At 65.7% G+C, this 19837-nt stretch carries 27 protein-coding genes; 10 read left to right on the forward strand and 17 right to left on the reverse strand.

What is annotated here, in order from left to right; all coding sequences use genetic code 11:
• Positions 1 to 44 precede the first annotated feature (44 nt).
• A complete protein-coding gene (locus tag PKE71_RS14655; RefSeq protein WP_271187742.1) occupies positions 45 to 548 on the reverse strand; it encodes a DUF2938 domain-containing protein in 504 nt (167 codons plus the stop codon).
• Positions 541 to 1386 (reverse strand): class I SAM-dependent methyltransferase, encoded by an 846-nt coding sequence (locus tag PKE71_RS14660; protein WP_271187743.1) that lies wholly within the window; start codon positions 1384 to 1386, stop codon positions 541 to 543. The genes PKE71_RS14655 and PKE71_RS14660 overlap by 8 nt, the downstream gene beginning before the upstream one ends.
• A 75-nt stretch (positions 1387 to 1461) precedes the next feature.
• Between PKE71_RS14660 and PKE71_RS14665 the strand changes: the two genes are divergently transcribed.
• Together PKE71_RS14665 and PKE71_RS14670 are read left to right on the forward strand one after the other, a co-directional pair.
• Positions 1462 to 1893, forward strand: a complete 432-nt coding sequence (locus PKE71_RS14665; RefSeq protein ID WP_271187744.1) for a helix-turn-helix domain-containing protein — start codon at positions 1462 to 1464, stop codon at positions 1891 to 1893.
• Between the two features lie 80 nt (positions 1894 to 1973).
• A complete protein-coding gene (locus PKE71_RS14670; protein ID WP_271187745.1) occupies positions 1974 to 2453 on the forward strand; it encodes a glutathione peroxidase in 480 nt (159 codons plus the stop codon).
• A 19-nt stretch (positions 2454 to 2472) separates the two neighbouring features.
• On the opposite strand, the gene PKE71_RS14675 is transcribed toward PKE71_RS14670, so the two are convergent.
• The 3 genes from PKE71_RS14675 to PKE71_RS14685 form a co-directional block, all read right to left on the reverse strand.
• Positions 2473 to 2949, reverse strand: a complete 477-nt coding sequence (locus PKE71_RS14675) for a nuclear transport factor 2 family protein (protein WP_271187746.1) — start codon at positions 2947 to 2949, stop codon at positions 2473 to 2475.
• Positions 2946 to 3587, reverse strand: coding sequence for a pyridoxamine 5'-phosphate oxidase family protein (locus tag PKE71_RS14680; protein ID WP_271187747.1), 642 nt, complete (start codon positions 3585 to 3587; stop codon positions 2946 to 2948). Before PKE71_RS14680 ends, PKE71_RS14675 begins: the two co-directional genes overlap by 4 nt.
• Positions 3588 to 3656: 69 nt before the next feature.
• Positions 3657 to 4202, reverse strand: a complete 546-nt coding sequence (locus PKE71_RS14685; protein WP_271187748.1) for a carboxymuconolactone decarboxylase family protein — start codon at positions 4200 to 4202, stop codon at positions 3657 to 3659.
• 124 nt (positions 4203 to 4326) lie between these two features.
• Between PKE71_RS14685 and PKE71_RS14690 the strand changes: the two genes are divergently transcribed.
• Positions 4327 to 5232, forward strand: coding sequence for a LysR family transcriptional regulator (locus PKE71_RS14690; protein ID WP_271187749.1), 906 nt, complete (start codon positions 4327 to 4329; stop codon positions 5230 to 5232).
• Between the two features lie 6 nt (positions 5233 to 5238).
• Here the strand turns inward: PKE71_RS14690 and PKE71_RS14695 are convergent, their stop codons facing one another.
• Positions 5239 to 5937 (reverse strand): helix-turn-helix transcriptional regulator, encoded by a 699-nt coding sequence (locus PKE71_RS14695; protein ID WP_271187750.1) that lies wholly within the window; start codon positions 5935 to 5937, stop codon positions 5239 to 5241.
• Between the two features lie 72 nt (positions 5938 to 6009).
• Here PKE71_RS14695 and PKE71_RS14700 point away from each other — a divergent pair, with 72 nt between their 5' ends.
• A complete protein-coding gene (locus PKE71_RS14700; protein ID WP_271187751.1) occupies positions 6010 to 6615 on the forward strand; it encodes a glutathione S-transferase family protein in 606 nt (201 codons plus the stop codon).
• Here the strand turns inward: PKE71_RS14700 and PKE71_RS14705 are convergent.
• From PKE71_RS14705 to PKE71_RS14720, 4 genes are all read right to left on the reverse strand, one after another.
• Positions 6612 to 6833 (reverse strand): hypothetical protein, encoded by a 222-nt coding sequence (locus tag PKE71_RS14705; RefSeq protein WP_271187752.1) that lies wholly within the window; start codon positions 6831 to 6833, stop codon positions 6612 to 6614. The two genes, PKE71_RS14700 and PKE71_RS14705, sit on opposite strands and share 4 nt — an antisense overlap.
• 113 nt (positions 6834 to 6946) lie before the next feature.
• Positions 6947 to 7156, reverse strand: a complete 210-nt coding sequence (locus tag PKE71_RS14710; protein WP_271187753.1) for a cold-shock protein — start codon at positions 7154 to 7156, stop codon at positions 6947 to 6949.
• A gap of 237 nt (positions 7157 to 7393) precedes the next feature.
• Positions 7394 to 7993: a DUF2147 domain-containing protein gene (locus PKE71_RS14715; protein ID WP_271187754.1), complete on the reverse strand. Its 600-nt coding sequence runs from the start codon at positions 7991 to 7993 to the stop codon at positions 7394 to 7396.
• Entirely contained in the window at positions 7990 to 9141 is a 1152-nt protein-coding gene (locus PKE71_RS14720) for a DUF418 domain-containing protein (protein ID WP_271187755.1), read from the reverse strand. The genes PKE71_RS14715 and PKE71_RS14720 overlap by 4 nt, the downstream gene beginning before the upstream one ends.
• A 65-nt stretch (positions 9142 to 9206) precedes the next feature.
• On the opposite strand from PKE71_RS14720, the gene PKE71_RS14725 reads away from it, so the two are divergent.
• Positions 9207 to 9797: a TetR family transcriptional regulator C-terminal domain-containing protein gene (locus tag PKE71_RS14725; RefSeq protein WP_271187756.1), complete on the forward strand. Its 591-nt coding sequence runs from the start codon at positions 9207 to 9209 to the stop codon at positions 9795 to 9797.
• Here the strand turns inward: PKE71_RS14725 and PKE71_RS14730 are convergent.
• The 3 genes from PKE71_RS14730 to guaA are packed head-to-tail and all read right to left on the reverse strand — an operon-like array spanning position 9794 to position 12272.
• Positions 9794 to 10345, reverse strand: coding sequence for a GNAT family N-acetyltransferase (locus PKE71_RS14730; protein WP_271187757.1), 552 nt, complete (start codon positions 10343 to 10345; stop codon positions 9794 to 9796). The genes PKE71_RS14725 and PKE71_RS14730 overlap by 4 nt on opposite strands.
• Entirely contained in the window at positions 10335 to 10643 is a 309-nt protein-coding gene (locus PKE71_RS14735) for a type II toxin -antitoxin system TacA 1-like antitoxin (protein WP_271187758.1), read from the reverse strand. Before PKE71_RS14735 ends, PKE71_RS14730 begins: the two co-directional genes overlap by 11 nt.
• Positions 10644 to 10697: 54 nt before the next feature.
• A complete protein-coding gene (gene guaA, locus PKE71_RS14740) occupies positions 10698 to 12272 on the reverse strand; it encodes a glutamine-hydrolyzing GMP synthase (RefSeq protein ID WP_271187759.1) in 1575 nt (524 codons plus the stop codon).
• 233 nt (positions 12273 to 12505) lie between these two features.
• Between guaA and PKE71_RS14745 the strand changes: the two genes are divergently transcribed.
• The 3 genes from PKE71_RS14745 to PKE71_RS14755 all read left to right on the forward strand — a co-directional run bounded on the left by PKE71_RS14745 (position 12506) and on the right by PKE71_RS14755 (position 14838).
• Positions 12506 to 13102, forward strand: coding sequence for a YceI family protein (locus PKE71_RS14745; protein WP_271187760.1), 597 nt, complete (start codon positions 12506 to 12508; stop codon positions 13100 to 13102).
• A gap of 103 nt (positions 13103 to 13205) precedes the next feature.
• The gene (locus PKE71_RS14750) at positions 13206 to 14003 is read left to right on the forward strand and encodes a sulfotransferase family protein (protein ID WP_271187761.1); all 798 of its coding nucleotides are present in this window, start codon (positions 13206 to 13208) and stop codon (positions 14001 to 14003) included.
• A complete protein-coding gene (locus PKE71_RS14755; RefSeq protein WP_271187762.1) occupies positions 13996 to 14838 on the forward strand; it encodes a sulfotransferase family protein in 843 nt (280 codons plus the stop codon). The genes PKE71_RS14750 and PKE71_RS14755 overlap by 8 nt, the downstream gene beginning before the upstream one ends.
• Before the next feature lie 192 nt (positions 14839 to 15030).
• On the opposite strand, the gene PKE71_RS14760 is transcribed toward PKE71_RS14755, so the two are convergent.
• The 4 genes from PKE71_RS14760 to guaB all read right to left on the reverse strand — a co-directional run bounded on the left by PKE71_RS14760 (position 15031) and on the right by guaB (position 18933).
• On the reverse strand, positions 15031 to 16344 hold the full coding sequence (locus PKE71_RS14760) for an RsmB/NOP family class I SAM-dependent RNA methyltransferase (protein ID WP_271187763.1): 1314 nt from the start codon (positions 16342 to 16344) through the stop codon (positions 15031 to 15033).
• Between the two features lie 212 nt (positions 16345 to 16556).
• Positions 16557 to 16925, reverse strand: a complete 369-nt coding sequence (locus PKE71_RS14765) for a DUF3088 family protein (protein WP_271187764.1) — start codon at positions 16923 to 16925, stop codon at positions 16557 to 16559.
• Positions 16922 to 17338, reverse strand: a complete 417-nt coding sequence (locus PKE71_RS14770) for an MAPEG family protein (RefSeq protein WP_271187765.1) — start codon at positions 17336 to 17338, stop codon at positions 16922 to 16924. The genes PKE71_RS14765 and PKE71_RS14770 overlap by 4 nt, the downstream gene beginning before the upstream one ends.
• A 125-nt stretch (positions 17339 to 17463) precedes the next feature.
• Positions 17464 to 18933: an IMP dehydrogenase gene (gene guaB, locus PKE71_RS14775; RefSeq protein ID WP_271187766.1), complete on the reverse strand. Its 1470-nt coding sequence runs from the start codon at positions 18931 to 18933 to the stop codon at positions 17464 to 17466.
• A 184-nt stretch (positions 18934 to 19117) separates the two neighbouring features.
• On the opposite strand from guaB, the gene PKE71_RS14780 reads away from it, so the two are divergent.
• Together PKE71_RS14780 and PKE71_RS14785 are read left to right on the forward strand one after the other, a co-directional pair.
• Positions 19118 to 19378, forward strand: a complete 261-nt coding sequence (locus PKE71_RS14780) for a type II toxin-antitoxin system ParD family antitoxin (protein ID WP_271187767.1) — start codon at positions 19118 to 19120, stop codon at positions 19376 to 19378.
• Entirely contained in the window at positions 19375 to 19692 is a 318-nt protein-coding gene (locus PKE71_RS14785; RefSeq protein WP_271187768.1) for a type II toxin-antitoxin system RelE/ParE family toxin, read from the forward strand. The genes PKE71_RS14780 and PKE71_RS14785 overlap by 4 nt, the downstream gene beginning before the upstream one ends.
• Positions 19693 to 19837: the final 145 nt, after the last annotated feature.

The following is a 19837-nucleotide window of genomic DNA, read 5'->3' on the forward strand; positions in this document are numbered from 1 at the left end:
CAAGGCGGTCCGGCGGGGAGCCAGTCGCATCCCCGCCGATGCATTCATCGCAACAGCGAACCCACCGGCAGTCCCGAGAGGTAAAGTCCAAGTCCGAACACGGCATGGGTCACCAGGCTGTGAAAGCGGGCACGGACCGGCGCCGGTGTGCGGCTGGCGGCGATACCTGCCCCCAGCGCCGGCTGCATGACCAGAAAGGGGAACAGCACGGTCCCAAGGCCAATAATGAGGGCTGGCGCCAGTGCGGGCGCGTCAAGCCATCCAGGCCCCCACACTGCCAGCAGCAACGCGGCGAAAGCGATGCCGGTCAGATAGTGGATGAGCCACCCCAGCGCCCGCTCACCCGCGACAGGCACGGCCGCAGCAATGGGCCGGTGAACGAACCGCCCCCGCGGCATGTGACCGACCCAGCGTCCCAGAAGGGCATAATCCAGGGACGGGACACCCCAAAGGCGGGCCTTCACGACGCCCCAGACATCCATAAACGCCGTTGCCCCGCACCCGATCAGCACGGCGGCAATCGGAAACTCGATAGCGGGATCAGACATTCTCGCCTCCGATCGCCCAGCACGCAGCCGTGAAGCGCACCGTGCCCCCGGCGGTGTACGGCGCGTATGCAGAACGCGCGGCGTCGATCACCGCGGCGCGGTGCACTGGATCAAGTTCGGGCAGGAGCCGTCCGAGCGGGCCAAGCCGCGTCAGCCAGGTCTCCAGCTGGTTCTCCGGGAGGGAACAGGCGATATCGAGCGGCGTCATGGTGACGCCGGACCACCCGCTGTCGCGCAGAATTCCCCGGACAAGGTTTTCATCGGCAAAGGCGAATTGTCCGGTCGGCTGGAGCGCCGCAGCGAGAGCCTCCGGCAACAAAGGCCGCACCGCGGCCTCGGCTCCTGTCATGAAGGGATTTTCCGCAGGGTCGCGCCAGGCGATGACGGCCAGCTGTGCGCCCGCCGCGCTCGCCCGGCGCAGATTGGCGAAAGCCCGCACCGGATCGCGGAAAAACATCACACCGAAACGCGACACGATGCGGTCATACCGGGCGACGCCAAGCGGATGATCCTCGGCGTCCGCGCAGATGAAATCGGCGCTCGATCCGGACTGCACTGCGCGTTTACGCGCCAGCTCGATCATGGGATCCGAGATGTCGATCCCGGTGCAGCCTCCCGCTCCGCGCAAACGGTCTGCCACTGCCAATGTCGTTGCACCGGTACCGCAGCCGACATCGAGGACATGGCGTGCGCCCTGTTCCAGACAGCCCGTCACAATGACGTCCTCGAAGCGCTTGAACATGCTGTCGAGCAGGACCTGGGCCTCCACCCAGTTCTGCCCGGCGATGCCGTTCCATATCTCTTTTGCCGTGGGTGGATTTGCCTGCATCGTGTTCATATCGGTCTCCTTTTGCCTTGCCGGAAAGCGGCGGAAGGCGCAGGCTGCCACCTCAAGTCAACTTGAGGTCAAGCGATGAAAGACCTGGACACTGCAGAACTCGCCCGGCTGACCGGACTACCCGCCTCGACCCTGCGCTATTACGAGGAAAAGGGGCTGATCGTGTCGATCGGCCGGCGCGGTCTGAAACGCCTGTTCGACCCGTCTGTCGTCGACCGGCTCTCCCTGATCGCCCTGGGGCGGGCGGCCGGCTTCTCGCTGGACGAGATCGGCGGCATGTTCGCGCCCGACGGCGAACCGCGCATTGATCGCGGCAGGCTTGTCGAGAAAGCGGAGGATATCGACCGGACCATCGGCCAGCTGACCGCGATGCGGGACGGGCTTCGTCACGCCGCGGAGTGCCGCGCGCCCAGCCATATGGAATGTCCCACTTTCAGGCGCCTGATGCGGGTCGCGGCCAGGGGCGGGCTCGGTCATTCCCGGCAAAAGCCTCAATCACTCACCTGACAGCCGCCCTTGCGCGGCCGGGCATCGACGGCGCGGGCTGACTCGTGAAGAATGCGGGCCGGACCCGAGGAGGCTTGCGCATGACCACGATCTACGACTTCAACGCCATCGACATCGCCGGTGAGGAGGTTTCGCTCGCCGATTATCGCGGCAAGGTACTGCTGATCGTCAACACCGCCTCGAAATGCGGCTTCACGCCCCAGTATGAAGGCCTGGAAACCCTCTACAGGGACCTGCAGGACAAGGGACTCGTGGTTCTCGGCTTTCCCTGCAACCAGTTCGGCAATCAGGAACCCGGCGATGCCGAGGAGATCGCGAATTTCTGCAAGCTCACCTATGATGTGAACTTCCCGATGTTCGCCAAGATCGACGTCAACGGCGCGGACGCGGCGCCGCTCTATGAATTCCTGAAGCGCAAGGCCCGCGGCCTGATGGGTTCGAAAGCCATCAAGTGGAATTTCACGAAATTCCTCGTCGACCGCGAAGGGAATGTGGTCAAACGCTTCGGCCCCCAGGAAACGCCGGAAAGACTGCGCGGCGCAGTCGAGGCCCTGCTTTAGGCCGGGCGGCCCAGCTGCCTCACAGCCCCAGCTCGCTCAGTCCGGGATGATCGTCCGGGCGACGGCCCTGCTCCCAGTGGAATTTTCGGTCCGCCTCGCGGATCGGTGCGTCATTGATGCTGGCGATCCGGCGGCGCATCAGCCCGTCCGGGGCAAATTCCCAGTTCTCATTTCCATAGGCGCGATACCAGCTGCCGCAATCGTCGCGCCATTCATAGGCGAAGCGCACGGCGATGCGGTTCGCCTGGAATGCCCAGACCTCCTTGATCAGGCGGTAGTCATGCTCGCGTTTCCACTTGCCGGTCAGGAAGGCGACGATTTCCGCCCGTCCGGTGAGAAAGATCTCGCGATTGCGCCACTCACTGTCCGGCGTATAGGCCAGCGACACGCGTTCGGGGTCGCGCGAATTCCAGGCATCCTCGGCCAGGCGAACCTTCTCGGCGGCGGCCTTGAACGTGGTGAAGGGCGGAACCGGCGGGCGGACGGTCGGGGTCATCGTGCGCCCTCCCGATGGCCCGCAAGGGCGAGTTCGGCCCGCAGGCGCGCATTCTCGTCTTCAAGACCGGCCAGGCGTTCGCGCACGCCGCGCATGGTCTCGATGATCTCTGCCTCGGTGAAGCGCGGCGTGATGTGCTGCGGGCAATTCCAGTCAAAGGCGGCAAGGTGCAGCAGAACGATGCGCTCCGGCCGGGCCCGATAGCCCGGCGTGAGAACCTGTCCGGCGAGGTTACTGTCCGGCTCCGCCGGCAGAAGCTCGACAGTGGCGAATATCTTGAGGCGCGCCTGGCGGACATAGTCCATCAGGATCAGCGCGACACGAGCATTCGCCCGGGCATTGCCGGTGGAGATGTATTGCCGGTTTCCGCGGTAATCGGCGAAGGCCAGCGTGCGCTCGTCGAGCACGGTGAGAAAGCCCGCCGGGCCGCCGCGATGCTGAACATAGGGCCAGCCGGTTTCGGACACGGTGGCCATGTAGAAACTGTCGCGCGCCGCGATGAAATCCATCTCGTTGCGCCCGAACCGGTCGAAGGCGCGATCACCCTCGAACCGCTCCCAGACATGGGCACTGCCCATCTCCGCCTGCATCGTCCGCACGCCGGGCGTGGTCGCAATATCGAGAAATCCGTAGCTCATGGCGAAGCTCCTGTCCTGGTCGCCGCAAAAGGAACGGGCGGGACGGCGAACCGGCCCGCCCGCTCGCCATCAGGCCGCTTCCGCAGCGCTGACGACGGGGAAGTCGATATCCGTCTGGGCGACGATGTTGATCAGGTTGGTGAAGACGTTCTCGGCCGCGACGGCGACGATCTCGACGATCTGGCCATCCGAATAGCCGGCCTCGCGCAGCCCGGCGATATCGATATCGGAGACCTGGCCGCGCTCCCTTACCACTTTCGCGGCGAAACGGACCGCGACATCGGCCTTCGCGTCACCGGACTGGCCGCGGCGATTGCGGTCGATCTCTTCCGGCGTGAGCTTGGCCAGATTCAGGCCGAGATAGGTGTGGGCCGACAGGCAATAGTCACATCCATTGATCTGGGCCACGGCCAGGGCGATGCGTTCGCGCGTCTTCACATCGAGCGTCTTCGCCAGCGCGCCGTTATTGCCGGCAAAACCTTCCAGCGCCGCCGGGCTGGTCGCGACCAGGCGGAACATGTTCGGCACGGTGCCGAGCTGTTTGTGGACGGCATTGAGGATCGGCCTGGATGCTTCCGGTGCGGAATCGAGATCGGGGATCGGCAGACGGGACATGTTTTCTCCTTCGGGGTCCGTGCGATCCATCGCGGATCGCGTCTTGCCGGGGAGAAATAGGCATTTCACCGGGAACGATAATCCGATACTAACGGAAATATCTTTTCCAATTCCTGGAACAATCATGGACCGCCTCAAAGCCATGTCGATCCTGGTTCAGGTCGTTGACAGCGGGAGTTTCTCGGCCGCCAGCCGCACGCTGGGCATCCCCCTGGCAACGGTGAGCCGGCAGGTCACCGAGCTGGAAACCCATCTGGGTACGCGCCTTCTGACGCGCACCACGCGCAAGCTCGCCCTGACAGACGCCGGCATTGCCTACCTCGCCTCGGCGCGCCGCGTCCTGGAGGATATCGACGAGGCGGAACGCACAGCCGCCGGCGAATTCCACACGCCGCGCGGTGCGCTGAACCTGACAGCGCCGGTCTGTTTCGGACGGCTGCACACCCTGCCCGTCGTCAGGGACTTCCTTGCCGCCTATCCGCAGATCAGCGTCGGCCTCACCCTGTCCGACCGGAACCTGCATCTGATGGAAGAACACATCGACATGGCCGTCCGGATCGGTGCCCTGCCCGACAGCGCCATGGTCGCCACCCGTATCGGGTCGGTGCGGACGGTTCTCGTCGCCAGCCCGCAGCTGCTCGCCGCTCATGGCACGCCGAAAACCCCCGACGACATCGCCGCCCTGCCGGGCGTGCATTTCGATGTCCTCTCGCCGGGCGGCCGCTGGAGCCTGACACCACCGGACGGCAAACCGGTCGACATCGCCTGCCCGCCCAGGCTCACGGTCTCTGCCGCCGATGCCGCCGTGTGGGCGGCCAGCGAAGGTATCGGCGTGACCCGGGTGCTGAGCTATCAGTGTGCGGATGCGGTCCGCGACGGCGCACTGCGCATCCTCATGGAGGACTTCGAGCCCGCCCCCCTGCCCGTGCATCTGATCCATGCCAGCCGCGGGGCCCTGCCGACGAAGATGCGCGTCTTCCTCGACTTCGCGAAGGCCGCACTGAAAGACCGCCTCGCGGCCATTGCCTGACAGGCTCTAGGACCGGGCCTGCTGTTTGCGGCGGGCGGCAACATAGTCGCGCAGCAAGCCGGCCCGGCGCGGCCGGAAGCTGTCGCCGCCACGTTCCAGGCCTTCGATGCGCGACACGTGGAAGACCCGGTAGTCCAGCCGCAGGCGGCAATGCGCCAGCAGCATCAGCGTCCCCTCGCCATAGGACAGACCCAGCGGCCAGATCTCGCGCTCGGTGCGGCTTTCCTTCAGATCCCGATAGGTCATGACAAGCGAGAACTCGTCCCAGCAGGCCTGGCGTAGCAGGTCCATATCGATCCCGACCGGCGGACGCATATCGGCCGGAAACCAGGCGCGCATCGCCGAGTGCATCGCCTGGCGCGACTGGGCGTCGGGCAACGTTGCGATGATCCGTGCCAGCGCATCCTTGCCGGCGGCTGTCAGCGTGTCGTCGCCGATCCGCTCCAGCGATCCCACGGCCAGCATCAGCGCCTCGATTTCCAGACGCGAAAAGCTCTGCGGCGGCAGGGCGGGATCCTCGGTCAGCGTGTAGCCGACCCCCGCCGCCCCGTCGATCAATGCCCCGCCGGCGCGCAGGGTGGCGATGTCGCGATAGAGCTGGCGCAGGGAGACCCCGGTCTCGTCCGCCAGCCGTGCGGCCGTCACCGGAGACGGCAGGCGCCGCATCGTGTCCATCAGACGCATCAGCCGGTCTGTACGGGCCATTCTCGCTCCTGCCGCAATCTGTCAGCAGGGTGTGTGTAAGACACCGTCATCGCAACACAAAGGAAAAACCCCATGCCCACGCTCTACCATTCCCCGATGAGCCGTTCCTCCGGCATCGTCACGCTGATCGACGAACTCGGCGCCGATGTCGAAATCCGTGAAGTCACGATCCCGCGCCAGGACGGCACGGGCGGTCCGGATCCGGCCAATCCGCACCCGGAAAAGAAAGTGCCTTTCCTGGTGGATGGCGATGAAACGGTCCGCGAGCGCGGCGCCATCGTCCTCTATCTCACCGACAAGTATCCCGAAGCCGGGCTCGGTCCGATCGAGGGCGAGCCGGGACGCGGCGCCTACCTGTCCTGGCTGTTCTACTATCAGGGCGTGATGGAGCCGGTTTTCATCCTGCACTGGGCCGGCCTGTCGCATCCTGCGATCACCGCCAGCATCCGGGACATGGACACCATGCTTGCCCGCCTCAACGACGCGCTGGAGAAGGGCCCATACCTGCTCGGCGAGCAATATTCCGCCGCCGACCTCCTGTGTTCCAGCCCCTTCCAGTGGTTCTCCGACCTGTTGCCGGACAATCCGAAAATCCGCGACTGGGTCGCTCGCTGTGCCGACCGGCCTGCGGTCAAGCGGACGCTGGAACGGGATGCTGCGGTACTGCAGCCGGGCTAGGACTTCGCGCGGCGCGGACTGCGGCGCTTGACCGGTTCCGGTGCCGGCTGGCTTGCCTCCAGCGCCAGCCGCGCTGCGCGCAGTTTGCTGGTGAGGGCTGTGCGCGCTTCGTGTTCTTCCTTGAGATATTCGCGCACGACCGCGTCGGTGACATCGGCCTTGGACTTTGGCGCCGTCGACTTCAGCGTGAAGATACTCTCGTCAATTTTCTGGACCATGCGTGTGTTCTCCTTGAACCGGGGTCCGGAAACGACAAAGGCCGGGCTGATGCCCGGCCTTTGCAATTGCCCATCCGGCGCGCTGGCATCCAGCTGCCGGATAAACCGGATGCCTAGACGGCTTCCAGATTGTCAGCGGCGCTCTTGCCCGAGCGCTTGTCCTGAACGACGTCGAAGCTGATCTTCTGGCCTTCGGACAGGGTCGGCAGACCGGCGCGCTCGACGGCAGAGGCGTGGACGAACACGTCCGTGGAGCCATCTTCCGGAGCGATAAAGCCGAAGCCTTTAGTGGTATTGAAGAATTTAACGGTACCAGTAGCCATGACGATTTCCTTTCAATCAGTCACGTGTAGGTGGGCCCAGCCGACCGTGTGCCGACAGATACCCGAGTGTCGATTTTGGAAGGAAGAGCGTCAGGGGGGCGAAAACCGCGCCCAGAAGATTCGTCATTCAATATCGATGAGCCATCTTATGCGCCGGAACTGTGTCGGAAACAAGGCCTGACCGGCCGCTTTCCGGAAATTCCGGCGCCCGGGTCCGCTCAAGCATGCCGTCACAGCTCAGCGGTCGCACCGGCCGGGCACCGCATCGATCCGTCTCCAGACCTGCTCCCGGGCCAGCCATTCCCGCCCGGCGGCCGCACGGACGGCGAGATAACCCAGATCGACCGGATCGGGCAGATTGCCCATCGCCGCCCCGATCGCGACCGATATACCTTCATCCACGCTCGCCCCTTCATAGAGCAGCACGTCGAGCCTGTCCGGTCCGGCCGGTGATATCTCGGCGTGATAGATCGCGCCTTCGGCGCGGACATAGACACGGCCCTGCCACAGCCCGGTCTCCGGCTGCGCACGCGCGTCGAACACGACCTGGCTGCCGCAGACCCGCTCGCCCCAGGCCCAGACATCGGGATGGGAATAGTCGCGTGCATCGTCCGGCCCGTCATGCGCGACGATCCGGCCGCACAGGGCATCGGCCCGCGTTTCGCATCGCATGACCTCGATCACGCCCTGATCGTCCGGCAGCGACCAGAAACCGGTGACGGCGTCAGTGCGCCCGGACGGCATGTCCGGTGCCGCTGCGCAGCCCGTCAGGGCTGCCATCAGGGCGATGAGCAGGGCCAGCGCCATGATGCGCACGAGCATGACGAAGGGGCTCATGGCTTTGCCCCTTCCCCGCCGCTGCGCCGGACCTGGCCGCCATAGGTGACCCGGCGCAGAACCACCTCCAGCGGACCTCGCCCGAACAGCCGGGCATACAGTCCGACAGCCAGCATGGCGGCGAGCGCCACGACGACGCTCAGCGGCAAGAGGGCGGCATGCCCCAGCAGGCCGAACAGGCCCAGCCCGTAGGCCCCGAACAGGAAGCCGGCGATCACGCCCTGCAATACATAGGCTGACAGGGAATTCCGCCCGGCCAGAACCAGGATCTGCGGCAGGCGCGGCCGCTCGAAGACAAGACGGATGACGCAGAGATAGGCCGCCGCCAGTACGGGGGCGCCCAGACCGAGCGATACGAAGCTCGCAAGATCGGCCAGACCATTGCCGCCGAAGCCCGGCCCGTTGGCGACATAGCCATAGGCGATATTGAGCGGCAGGCCCGCCATCAGCAGCCAGGGCAAGGCATGGGCACAATGGCGCCGCCAGGGCGATCCCGGTTCGAAGAAGCCGGTCTTGGCCGCCGCCAGTCCCGCCGCATAGGCGCAGAAAGCCAGCGGTCCCTGCAGGATGATCAGGAAGACGAGGGTTTCCGGCCACTCCGCCAGGCGCGCAAGGACGGCCTCGTCATAGCTGCCGCCCAGCCCCGGCCCCGGGGGAAGGGGCACGGCCCCGGACGGCAGCAGGGTGGCCAGCCATGTCAGCGACAGGCAGGACACGAGCACCATGCCCGCCGCGATGGCTGCCAGAACGCCGGGACGCGCACGGCGAAACGGCCAGATCAGCAGGCCGAGCAGCGCATAGAGCACGAGGATATCGCCGGAGAAGACGAAAATGGCGTGCGCGATGCCAAAGAGAGCCAGCATGACCAGGCGCCGGCCATAACGCCGCCCGGCACTGGCACCGGCCCGTTCGGCCGATCTTTGCTGGATCTCGATCCCCCAGCCGAACAGGAAGGAGAACAGCATGAAGAACTTGGCTTCGAAGAAGATGCCCGTGAAGAGCGCCGCCGCCTGGTTCCACAGCCCGTCCGGTGCCGTCAGGACGGCGCCCTGTGGCAGGCCCATGAAGGGCAGGTTGACCACGCAGATGCCGATCAGCGCCGCGGTGCGCAGCGTATCGACGGTTGAATTACGATCCGGTACCGGCATAAAACCCTCGTTGAACAGTTGCTCAATTTAATTGAGCAATGGCTCAATGAGTCAAGAGGGACGCGATGACAGACGTGAAGAAAGTGCGCGGCAGCGGCCGCGAGCGGATATTCCGGGCGGCGGTCGAAGTGTTGATGGAGAGCGGTCTGGAGGCGGCCCAGACCCGCAGCGTCACCGAACGCGCCGGCGTGGGAACCGGCCTGCTGAACCATTATTTCCGCTGGCCGGTGCTGCGGGCCGCGGCCTGGGAAGCGGTGTTCGAGGACGCTCCGGCCGACATCCGGCGTGCCGACGAAGCGCCCCGTGCCGCGATCGGGCGCTTCATGGCCGAGGCCTTCGCACCGGAAGCCCGGCTTTACTGGCGGCTGTGGATCGACGCCGAACGGCTCGCCCCGCACGATCCGCCCATCGCCGAGGCACTGGACCGTATCCGCACGCAATTGCGCAGCGCCCTCGCCCGCCTGCTCGCCGACGGGGTCTCTGCCGGGGATTGGCAACTCCCTGACCCGGCTGCCACAGCCCTGCGCCTCGACGCCCTGCGCGACGGCCTCGCCGGGCTTATCCTGGCAGGCGATCCGGCGATGACCACGGATCTGGCGCGGCAGCACCTGGAAGCGCTGTTTGCGATGGAGTGCGGTGTGGCGGGCGGTGGCTAGACGACAGGGTCCTGGATGATCGCGCGGACCTGCTTCATCGTCATGAACATGCGTCCGGCCTGACTGGCAAAATCCTGGAATCCGAAATCCCGATACCAGGCGCAGCGGCGGGCGAATGCAGCCTCGCCGCCATCGTTCATCACATCGAGAACCAGGGCAAAGCAGCCGGCCTCTTCGCCTATCCGGCTGGCCTTCTCGAAAACATGATGCATCAGGATCGAGCCGATCCCCCGGCCTTGCGCAGACTGGCTGACAGCAACCTGGCCGAGGAACAGGATCGGCAGTTCGCCATGAGCGGGCGTACCGCGCGGCTTTTTGGGCAGCTCCGTCACGTCCATCATGCCCAGATTGATGGCGTGGTAGCCCAGGATGCGGTTGTCGCCGTCAGCGGTCATGACATAGACCCGGGTCATGTCATCGACCTGCTGTCGCTTTGCCGTCAGCTTGAGATAATTATCCAGCCGGTCGACGCCGCATGAGAAACCGGCGCGGTCATGCCGCGCCGGATCAAACTTTTCTATGCGCAGATCGACGCCGTCAGTCGGCATGCACAACGCGGCGGCGATAGGCTCTTGCTGCTTCCAGGGCCCGCGGCGTCGGCGGCAGGTCGGCATCCAGGGCCGCGGCAAAACGTGCTGCGTCCTCCGCCGAAAGCACGTGGCGGGATTGCGCCTCGATCACGCGCGCGGCCTCATTCTCGATTGCGGCGCGCAGGAAGACCGACTTGTCGACACCCAGCGACGTCGCCGCACGCTCGATCATCTCGCCAAGCTGGTCGCCATGACGGATTTGCGTCGTGCGGGTCTGCTTTTCAGGTGTGCGGCCGGGACCGGTAAAATTGAGCATAGCAAGTCTCCTCACCGCAATGTAGTGCACGAAGCACTACAAATCAATGAAGCCCTACTCCCACTCAATCGTTCCCGGCGGTTTGGACGTGACGTCATAGACGACCCGGTTCACGCCGCGGCATTCATTGATGATCCGCGTTGCCACCCGGCCGAGGAAGTCGTGTTCGAACGGGTAGTAGTCGGCGGTCATGCCGTCGACCGACGTCACCGCGCGCAGGGCCAGGACGTGGTCGTAGGTGCGTTCGTCGCCCATCACGCCAACGGTGCGCACGGGCAGGAGGACGGAGAAGGCCTGCCAGATCTTGTCATAGAGGCCTGCCTTGCGGATCTCGTCGATATAGATGGCGTCGGCCTTGCGCAGGATGTCGGCCTTTTCCTTCGTGACGGCGCCGGGGATGCGGATCGCCAGGCCCGGCCCCGGGAAGGGGTGACGGCCGACAAAGGCTTCCGGCAGGCCCAGCTCGCGGCCCAGGGCGCGCACCTCGTCCTTGAACAGTTCGCGCAGCGGTTCGACCAGCTGCATATTCATGCGCTCCGGCAGGCCACCGACATTATGGTGCGACTTGATGGTGACCGAAGGACCGCCATCGAAGCTGACACTCTCGATCACGTCCGGGTAAAGCGTGCCCTGGGCGAGGAAGTCGGCGCCGCCGGCCTCTTTCGCCCTGGCCTCGAAGACGTCGATGAAGAGCTTGCCGATCGTCTTGCGCTTCTTTTCCGGATCGTCGATGCCGTCCAGCGCTTCGAGGAAGAGTTTCTCCTCGTCGGCATGGACGAGCGGGATGTTGTAGTGCTCGCGGAACAGGGTCACCACCTCGTCCGCCTCGCCCTGGCGCATCAGGCCGGTGTCCACGAAGACGCAGGTCAGCTGGTCGCCGATCGCCTCGTGCAGCAGCACGGCCACGACCGAACTGTCGACCCCGCCGGAGAGACCGCAGATCACTTTCTTGTCGCCGACCTGGGCGCGCACCTTGGCAATCGCCTCGTCCTTGAAGGACTTCATCGACCAGTCGCCGGTCAGGCCGGCAATCGTGTGGGTGAAATTGCGCAGCAGGGCCGCGCCGCGCGGCGTGTGCACGACTTCCGGATGGAATTGCACACCGTAGAAACGGCGGTCCTCGTCGGCGATGGCGGCGAACGGGGCATGGCCCGATTTCGCGATCACCTTAAAGCCCGGCGGCAGGGCCGAGACCCGGTCGCCATGACTCATCCAGACGCGTTCCTCGTGACCGACCGGACCGAAGCCCTCGAACAGCGGGCTGTCCTCGATCAGGGTGATGTCGGCACGGCCGAATTCGCGATCGTCCGAGGCTTCCACGGCCCCGCCCAGCTGGGCACACATGGTCTGCTCGCCATAGCAGATACCCAGCACCGGCAGGCCGCGGGTGAAGACGCTGTCATCGGCGCGGGGCGAGTTGTCCCAATGCGTCGAGTGCGGCGAGCCGGACAGGATGATCGCCTTCGGGTCGAAATCGTCGATGAAGGCGGCATCGGCGCGATTATAGGGGTGGACCTCGCAATAGACGCCACTCTCGCGCACGCGGCGGGCGATCAGCTGGGTCACCTGACTGCCGAAATCGATGATCAGGAGTTTCTGGTGGTTCTGGTCGATAATATCGTCGGTCATGCGCGCACGGGCCTGCAGGCGCAGGCCTCCCGGAGGTCAGATTGTGAGGAAAGGGCCGAGTCGAGGTTCAGCATGCGGCCGGATAGCGCGTAACGGGCAAAATGGCTAGAGGGCACGGGCGCCCCGTATGCAACCGGGCAGATGTTTTCCCGGCGCCCGCTCCGGTTTCCCTTGATCCCGGCCCCGGCGGGCTTCACCTATAGGGGGCTCGCACATGCAATCTGGAGACTCCCATGCGCCGGTTTCACCAAGCCCTTCTTCCCGCCGCCCTCGTCCTCGCGGCCTGTGCCCAGCCCGCGGCACAGGGCAATGACTGGCAGCTCGATGGCGAGAGCTCCTCGGTCGGCTTCGTCTCCATCAAGTCCGGCGAGATTGCCGAGTCGCACCATTTCTCGAACCTGACGGGTTCGGTTGGTGAAGACGGAACGGCCGAACTCCTGATCGCGCTGGACAGCGTTGAAACCGGCATCGAGATCCGCAATGAGCGCATGCGGGAGCACTTCTTCCAGACCGGCGAGTATCCGCAGGCCCGGCTGACCGCCCGGATCGACCTGGCCGCTCTTGAAGGCCTGGAACCGGGCCAGCGCACCACCCTGCTGCTGCAGGGCACGCTGGAACTGCACGGCGTCAGCCTGCCGGTCGAGACCGAGGTTACCGTGACCGATCTCAACGGCGAGCGGGTGCTGGTGGAGACCGCGCAACCGGTGCTGCTCCATGTCGATGATTTCGGCCTGACCAACGGTCTCGCCACGCTCCAGGACCTGGCCGGCCTGCCCTCGATCACGCCGGTCGTACCGGTGACGGCGTCGCTGGTGTTCGAGCGGGAATAGCCCTCCATTAAATCCCCGTAATACATTGAATTAGTTTAACTTAAAAGACAGCCACGCGTCATTGTAGACGCCCCACTCTCGTCACAGCGAGGGATGCGGCGCGATGCAATATGCAGTGGGGAAATCTCCGATTTTCATCGGCGGCGCGCCGCGCTCCGGCACCACGCTCCTGCGCGCCATCGTCAATGCCAGTCGCAATATCGTCTGCGGTCCGGAAATGCGGGTCATCCCGGCGTTATGCCACCTGGCAGAGCAGATCGAGACCTCCCATCTCGATGTCCTCTCGGCCGATTATGGCCTCGACGCAGACGCGCTGAACGCCCGGTTCGCAAAGACGATCGATACCCTGCTGTCACCGCTGCATGCCCGCACCGGCGCGCGGGTGGCCGAGAAGACGCCAGCCAACATCCTGCACTTCAGCCAGTTGCGCCGGCTCTTCCCGGAAAGCCCGCTGATCGGGATCGTGCGCGACGGCCGCGATGTCGTGGCCTCCCTCCTCTCGATGGACTGGCGCGACAATCAGGGCCGGCCGATGGCGATCACGCAGGACGCCGGGGCGGCAGCCGAACTCTGGGTGCGCAGCATCGAGTCCGGCGCCCGGATGCATGACGATCCGAACTATCTGGAACTGCGCTACGAACGCCTTGTGACCGATCCGGAGAACGAGATCGGACGGCTGTTCGACAAGCTGGGCGAGGACGAGGCCGCCAAAGCCCGTGCCCTCGATCACGCCCGCCATTTTGACCGCGATGCCGGCGCTGCCGAATCGAGCGCCGAACGCGTCGCCCAGCCGATCGACGCCTCCGCAATCGGCCGCTGGCAGCGCGATCTCGACGACCGCCAGCTGGCACAGATCGACGCCGTTGCCGGCCGCGTCCTGCGTACGCTCGGCTATGCCTGAGCCGGCTGACCCCGCCCCCGGCGACGGTCAGCGCCTGGTCTTTGCCGGCGGCTGCCCGCGCTCCGGCCTCACCCTGCTGCGCCGGCTGGTCGAGCCGCACAGCCGCATCCATTGCGGACCGGATACCGGCCTGCCGCCGGCCATCGCCATGCAATGGCAGGCCTTTGCCAGCCAGCTGGGCGATCTCCACGCGCGCGATTTCGACCTCCAGGCCGAGGATATGCGCCGGGCCATGGCGGGTCTGCTGACGGGCCTGTTCGAAGTGCCGCTGGCGGCCGATCCGCGCCGCGTGCTGATCGAGAAGACCTCGCTCAATATTGCGGCGTTCGAACAGCTCGGGCGCCTGCTGCCGCAAGCGAAATTCATCCATGTCGTGCGCGACGGGCGCGATGTCGCCGCATCGCTGCTCGATCGCGACTGGCGCGATGCCAACGGCCAGGCCTATCCCCATGTCAGCCGGCCCGATGCCGCGCTGAAATACTGGTTCGATCTCACAGGGATCGGCCTGCGCGCCGACCAGGCCCTGGCCGGCCGGATCCACCGGGTGCGCTATGAGGATCTGGTCAAACGCCCCAGGGCCACGCTGACCGCGCTGACGGCCTTCCTGGGCCTGGGCTACGAACCCGCCATGCTTCACTTCGCCGGCCGGCCTGTGGAGCTCAAGGGGCTGGAGCGCGACAGCCTGCCCCTGATCAATTCAGCCCTGACCCAGCGCCGCATCGGCACCGGCGCGGCGCTCGACGCACAGGTCACGCCGGAGATCCGGGGCCGGCTCGATGCGCTGGGCTATGTGGCGGCACCGGCTCCGGGACGCCGCCGCAAAGTGCGCGGCTAGCCGACCAACTCATCCTTCCCCTTGATGGGGAAGGTGTCCGGCGCAGCCGGACGGAAGGGGTGAAACCCGATAGTGGCCGCTTGAGTGTGTAGCCGGAAACACCTTGCGCTCACCCCATCCACCCCGCCTTCGGTGCGGTCCCCCTGCCCCATCAAGGGGCAGGATGAAGCGGGTGACGCCAAAGCCGCCAGTCTAGCCCGTCCGCTCCATCACGCAGATGTAGAAACCGTCGGTATCGGTCCGGCCGGGCGAGAGCTGCAGGGCGCCGTGTTCCCCGACGCAGGGCTCCAGCATCGCGCGGGCGCCGTCGGCCAGGTGGCCGCTGGCTTCGATCACATCGAGTGCCGGGACCGGTTTGAACGCGTCGGTGCGATCGAGGAAGGCGGTGATCCGGTCGCCATTCTCCTCCGGCAGGACCGAGCAGGTTACATAGACCAGACGGCCGCCGGGCTTCACATAGCGCCGGGCGCGCTCCAGCACCGTGTCCTGCTCGGCCATGCGCGTCTCCAGCGCCGCGGGCTTTAGACGCCATTTCGCATCGGGCCGCCGGCGCCAGGTGCCGGTTCCGGTGCACGGGGCATCGCAGAACACGACATCCATTCGCTCAACAAACTCGGACAAAGCCTTGTCTTCATTACCATCATGAACCTGCACATTGCGCGACCCGGCCCGCTTCAGGCGCGGCCAGATTGCGCGCAGCCGGCGCCAGTCCAGATCCCAGGCATGGACCTGTCCGGTATTCATCAGCAGCGCTGACAGGGCGAGCGTCTTGCCGCCTGCACCGGCGCAATAGTCCAGGATTTGCAGGCCGGGCCGGGCTCCTGCCGCCAGTGCCGCCAGCTGCGACCCGGCATCCTGCACCTCGACCCAGCCCTTGCCATAGGCGGGAATACTCTCGGCAGCGGCCGCCTTGCCACGCGGATCGCGCTGGGCAATGCGAATACCCGAGCGCACCAGAGGGGTATTTTCGGCCGCTTTGAGTTTCGACGATACTTCCTTGAAAGCCTTGTCGAAATCAGCCTTCAGTTCATTCACTCTGAGATCAACGGGGGCACGGGACGAGAGGGCATGCCCCTCCTCGGCCGCCGCATCGCCGAAGGCGCGCAGCAGGCTCTCTTCCAGCCATTCCGGCACATCGGCCCGGACATGGAGCGGCGCATCGGAAATGTCGCGGACAAGGCCGGCCCGTTCCGCTTCGCTCAGCGGTTCCGGCGCATGTTCGTCACCCTCGAACAGGGCGTCGATCTCGTCAGCGGACAATCCCCAGATACGGCCGACCGTACCCAGGGCCAGCGCCCGCGCCGAGCCCTCACCCATTGCATGGGCGATCGAGGCCTGGTGCCGCAGCGCGTCGAGGACGAGGCCCGCAATCCAGGCCCGGTCGCCGGATCCGGCAAAGCGGTGCGCCTTGCCCCAGTCGCGCACGGCGTCCTTCACCGGCTGGTGCTGACGCGTCAGCGTGTCGAGGATTTCAATGGCCGCAGCAATGCGGGCGCCGTCTCTCATGGGGTGCGATCCTGTCTGTCTTTCTTCCCCGCAATGCGGGGAAGTGGGCCCTCCATAGCCGAAGGCGACGGAGGGGTCGAAGGGGCGCCTTCCGTAGCGCAAGCGAAGGAAGGCGAATAGTGCCTGCCACACAGATACCGCCGCGCTATCGCGCAGCGGCCCCTCCACCACGCCGTTGGCGCGGTTCCCCTCCCCGCGAGGCGGGGAGGAAATTATCTCGGCCGGGCTCCGCCATGGGTGACGGCAAGCTGGCGGCAGATCGTCCTGGGGTCGGTGAAGATGCGAAGGCCGTTCACCACGGCCTCCGGCTCCTCGTGCGCCACGGTGTCTTCTGCGAGAATCAGGGTCGGCGCGTTCTGATGGTCGGCATCCAGCAGGGCGACAATCCCGGCCCGCGGCCGGGCATAGTCGACACGCACCAGGGTGATGGCATCCACCCAGTGCGGATTGACCGCGAGCGCGCCCTCCATCGTGCAGCAATCGGCACACAGCCAGGGTCCGCCATCGGCGTCATCCCACTGGCCGGTCAGCAGGAAGAGCACATCTTTGGACAGATCGAGCGGCGGCTGGTCCTGCATCATCGCGTCAGCACCTCGATGGCCATGAAGACCCAGAATGCAGCCAGCACGAGCACGCTGGCCAGGAAGGCTGCGAAACGGTGCAGCATGTGATTGGTGGTGATGTGGATCGCCACATGCACGATGCGCAGCCCGACCCAGACCCATGCCAGGGTGAGCAGGAGATCTCCGGCAACGCCGAACACGCCGGCGAACAGCACGCCGGCATAGAAGAGGATCGGTGTTTCCAGCTGGTTCTGGTAGGCGTTGGAGACTTGCATCGACCGTTTCGGCCACGCCTTCTGCCCCAGCGCCACCTCGGACACTTTCACCTCGCCCCGCCGGATTGCAGCGGTCCGGGTCAGCCCGGTCGCAATCACCAGCGCGAAGGTCAGCGCCACCTGCACCAGGACCGGATAGAGAAAAGCCGTGTTCATTGCATCACTCCCCTTTTGCAGCCGCACGTCCGGCGGCCCTGCGCGACCCTAGGCAGGCTTTCCGGCGAACGACAGCCATCCGCGATGGATGGCTGCCATACACCGGTTTTGGCAGTGTCAGGATACTAGCTCGTGGTCGGGTAGTTCGGCGCTTCGCGCGTGATCTTCACGTCGTGCACATGGCTTTCGCGCAGGCCCGCATTCGTAATGCGCACGAATTGCGCGCGGCTGTGCAGATCGGCAATCGTGCGCGAGCCGGTATAGCCCATCGCCGCGCGCAGACCGCCCACCATCTGGTGCAGGATCGGACCGACCGGGCCCTTGTAGGGCACCTGGCCTTCAATCCCTTCGGGCACCAGCTTCATGCGCTCGGTATCCTTCTGGAAGTAACGGTCGGCAGACCCGGCCGCCATCGCCCCCAGCGACCCCATGCCGCGATAGGATTTGTAGGACCGGCCCTGATAGAGGAAGACCTCGCCCGGCGCCTCTTCCGTACCGGCCAGCAGCGAGCCGATCATCACGCAGTGTGCGCCGGCGGCGATCGCCTTGGCCATGTCGCCGGAGAATTTGATCCCGCCATCGGCGATGATGCAGGCATCGGAGCCTTCCGCGGCGCGGCGGGCATCCATGATCGCCGTCAGCTGCGGCACGCCGACACCGGCGACCACGCGCGTCGTGCAGATCGAGCCCGGCCCGATCCCCACTTTCACACAGTCCGCACCGGCATCGATCAGCGCCCTGGCACCGTCATAGGTCGCCACATTGCCGGCCACCACGCGGGCGGCATTCGACGCCTTCTTCACCCGGGTGACCTGGTCGAGCACCGACTTGCTCTGGCCGTGGGCGGTGTCGATCACCACCACGTCCACGCCGGCCTCCATCAGGGCCACAGAGCGCTCGAAACCGCTATCGCCGACCGTCGTGGCCGCCGCGCAGCGCAGACGCCCCTGGGCGTCCTTGGCGGCCATCGGGTGGGCCTGGGCCTTTTCCATGTCCTTGACCGTGATCAGGCCGATGCAGCGGTCCTGGTCGTCGACCACCAGCAGGCGTTCGATCCGGTGCTTGTGCAGCTTGGCGCGCGCCTCGTCCTGGGAGGCACCCTCACGCACCGTCACCACGTCGCGCGTCATCAGATTGCCGACCTTCTCGTTCGGGTCGTCGGCAAAGCGCACATCGCGATTGGTGATGATGCCCACCAGCTTGCCCGGCAGGCCGTTGCCATTGCCTTCCACGACGGGAATGCCGGAAATCCGGTGCTGGGCGATCAGGGCGCGCAGATCGGCGAGTGTCGCATCCGGCGAGATCGTCACCGGATTGACCACCATGCCGCTCTCGAACCGCTTCACCCGGCGGACCTCTTCGGCCTGCTCGGCGATGGTGAGATTGCGGTGGATCACCGCCAGGCCGCCGGCCTGGGCCATCGCGATCGCCATGCCGCTTTCGGACACGGTGTCCATGGCGGCGGCCATCACGGGAATGTTCAGCCCGACATCGCTGGCGATGCGGGTGGACACATTGGCGTCGGCGGGGAGAACTTCGGACGGGCCGGGCTGCAAGAGCACGTCGTCGAAGGTGAGACCTTCGCGAATCTCCATGGGAGACTCCTTTCTGCTGCTTGCGGCGCGGCTTTAGTCCGGATTCGACAGAGTGGCAAGGGGGCGGGGTGCGACATCGCGGAATTGTCGCATTTGGCGAGGCCGGCACCCGGCAGGGATTTGCCGCATGTTGCCGCCCGGCCCCGCATTGGCATATATTGCCACACTGACAAAGGAGCGCCTCATGGCCACACGCAATGTCGTCCTGACCGAAGCCCAGTCCGGCCTGATTGACCGGCTGGTGGCATCAGGACGCTTCCAGAATGCCTCGGAAGCCATGCGGGCCGGCCTTCGGCTTCTGGAAGCCGAGGAAGCGGAACTTGCCCTGCTGCGTGACCGGCTTCAAACCGGCATCGCGCAGGCCCGGACCGGCGAGCTCGCCGCCGGCAGCGGCGAAGACGCCGTCCGCCGGGCTTTCGCACAGGCACGGGCAAGCAAGGATTGACCCGTAGCTGGCGCCTCACGCGGCAAGCGGAAGCCTCCCTTGTCGATATCGCCCGCTGGACCCTGAAAACCTTCGGCCCCCGCCAGGCCGAGGCCTATGAAGCCGATCTCATTGCGTGCTGCCATGAGATCGCAGACGGCACCCGCTTTTCACAGAGCTGCCGCCAGCTGGTGGATGCCGGAATGACCGGAGACCTGCGCTACGCGCGCGCCGGAGAGCATTTCATCGTCTTTCTGGAAGCCCCGGCAGAGATTGTCATCGTCGACTTTCTTCACGCCCGGTCAGACCTCCCCGGTAAACTTCGACCGGAGTAAATCCTGTTTTGCGGGGATAACCCCGATCTTATCCCCACCTGCCAAATACCGCGCATAATCACCCCACGGTCCGCTGTCGCCGGTGCACAGGCAAGGCGGACCGGGTGGCGCTGAGGCGGGCACGATCGGCCGGCTTCTTAATCGG

The sequence above is a fragment of the Maricaulis virginensis genome (assembly GCF_027922185.1).
Classification (GTDB): Bacteria; Pseudomonadota; Alphaproteobacteria; order Caulobacterales; family Maricaulaceae; genus Maricaulis; species Maricaulis virginensis.